The organism is Methylopila musalis (assembly GCF_042679725.1).
GTDB classification, from domain to species: domain Bacteria; phylum Pseudomonadota; class Alphaproteobacteria; order Rhizobiales; family Methylopilaceae; genus Methylopila; species Methylopila musalis.
This window is the reverse complement of the sequence record NZ_JBHTMX010000366.1, coordinates 1-1,241: the sequence shown is the minus strand read 5'-3', so window position 1 is coordinate 1,241 and position 1,241 is coordinate 1. Positions and strand designations below refer to the sequence as shown.

The following is a 1,241-nucleotide window of genomic DNA, read 5'->3' as shown; positions in this document are numbered from 1 at the left end:
TGCGCCGCGATCCTGCCCGGCCTCACGGGCGGGCCGGCGGCGCGCGAGGCGGAGGCGACCCGCATCCTCGCCGCCCGCCTGCGGACGCCTCAGCCGGATCACGAGGGGGAGGCCCGCCCATGACCGAGCCGACGGACGCGCTCGCCGCCCTCGCGGCGCTCGGGATCGAGGCTCCGACCCGCGAGCACGCGCCGGTGTTCACCGTGGACGAGATGATGGCGGTCTGCGGCGACATGCCGGGCGCCCACACCAAGAACCTGTTCCTGCGCGACGGAAAGCGCACGTTCTTTCTGGTGACGCTGCGGCACGACACGGCGCTGGACCTGAAGGCGCTGCGCGGTCTGATCGGCGCCCGCGGCGGGCTGTCCTTCGCCTCCGCCGAGGCGCTGCAGGAGACGCTCGGCGTCGCAAGCGGGTCGGTCTCGCCGCTCGCGGTGGTCAACGACGCTGGCCGCGCCGTGACGGTCTGTCTGGAGCGGGCGCTGCTCTCGGCGGAGACGGTCAACGTCCACCCCTTGCGCAACGACCGCACAACCGCGCTGCGGCCGGACGACCTGCTCCGCTTCCTGCGCGAGCAGGGCTACGAGCCGGTGCTGTTCGATCTCGCCTGAGAAGCCCTGAGCGTCGCGCATGACGGCGCGACGACGGCCGCTTATATGTGACGTTGGAAGCCCGGCGCCGCGCCGGGATCGATTCAGGCGTCGGCGCGGGCCGCGCGGGCGAACGATGCACATCACCGAACTCGACACGACGGATCTGGCGGCGCTGGCGGAGCGGCTGGCGGGCGCGGCCGACCTCGTGTTCCTCGACAGCGCCATGCCGCACGCCAAGCTCGGGCGCTACTCCTACCTCGCCGCCGACCCCTACGCGACGCTCGTGGCCGCCCATGACGGCGCGACCTTCGCCGGCCGGCCGCTCGACGGCGATCCGCTGACGGCGCTCGGCGACGCGCTCGCCGCCCAGCGGGCCGAGGCCCATCCCGACCTGCCGCCGTTCCAGGGCGGGGCCGCCGGCTTCATCGCCTACGATTACGGCCGCCGGCTGGAGCGGCTGCCGGCGCCGGCGGTGGACGATCTCGGCCTGCCCGACGCCATGCTCGGGCTCTACGACTGGGTGATCGCCTGCGACCATCACCGGAACCGGGCGTGGCTGATCTCCACCGGCGCGCCGGAGACGGAGCCCGCGGCCAAGGCCGCGCGGGCGGCGGCGCGCGCCGAAGACGTGCTCGCCCGGCTGGCCCG

Annotated in this window: 1 protein-coding gene and 1 pseudogene; both read left to right on the top strand. The window is 74.6% G+C overall.

What is annotated here, in order from left to right:
* Positions 1 to 119: 119 nt before the first annotated feature.
* Entirely contained in the window at positions 120 to 611 is a 492-nt protein-coding gene (locus ACFQ4O_RS17695; protein WP_378777713.1) for a prolyl-tRNA synthetase associated domain-containing protein, read from the top strand.
* 115 nt (positions 612 to 726) lie between these two features.
* A pseudogene (locus ACFQ4O_RS17690) lies at positions 727 to 1,241 on the top strand (aminodeoxychorismate synthase component I); the annotation flags it as partial.

Excerpts from the sequence above, each read along its gene's own strand:
- ACFQ4O_RS17695 (WP_378777713.1), top strand. The coding sequence starts at position 120 with ATGACCGAGCCGACGGACGCGCTCGCCGCCCTCGCGGCGCTCGGGATC.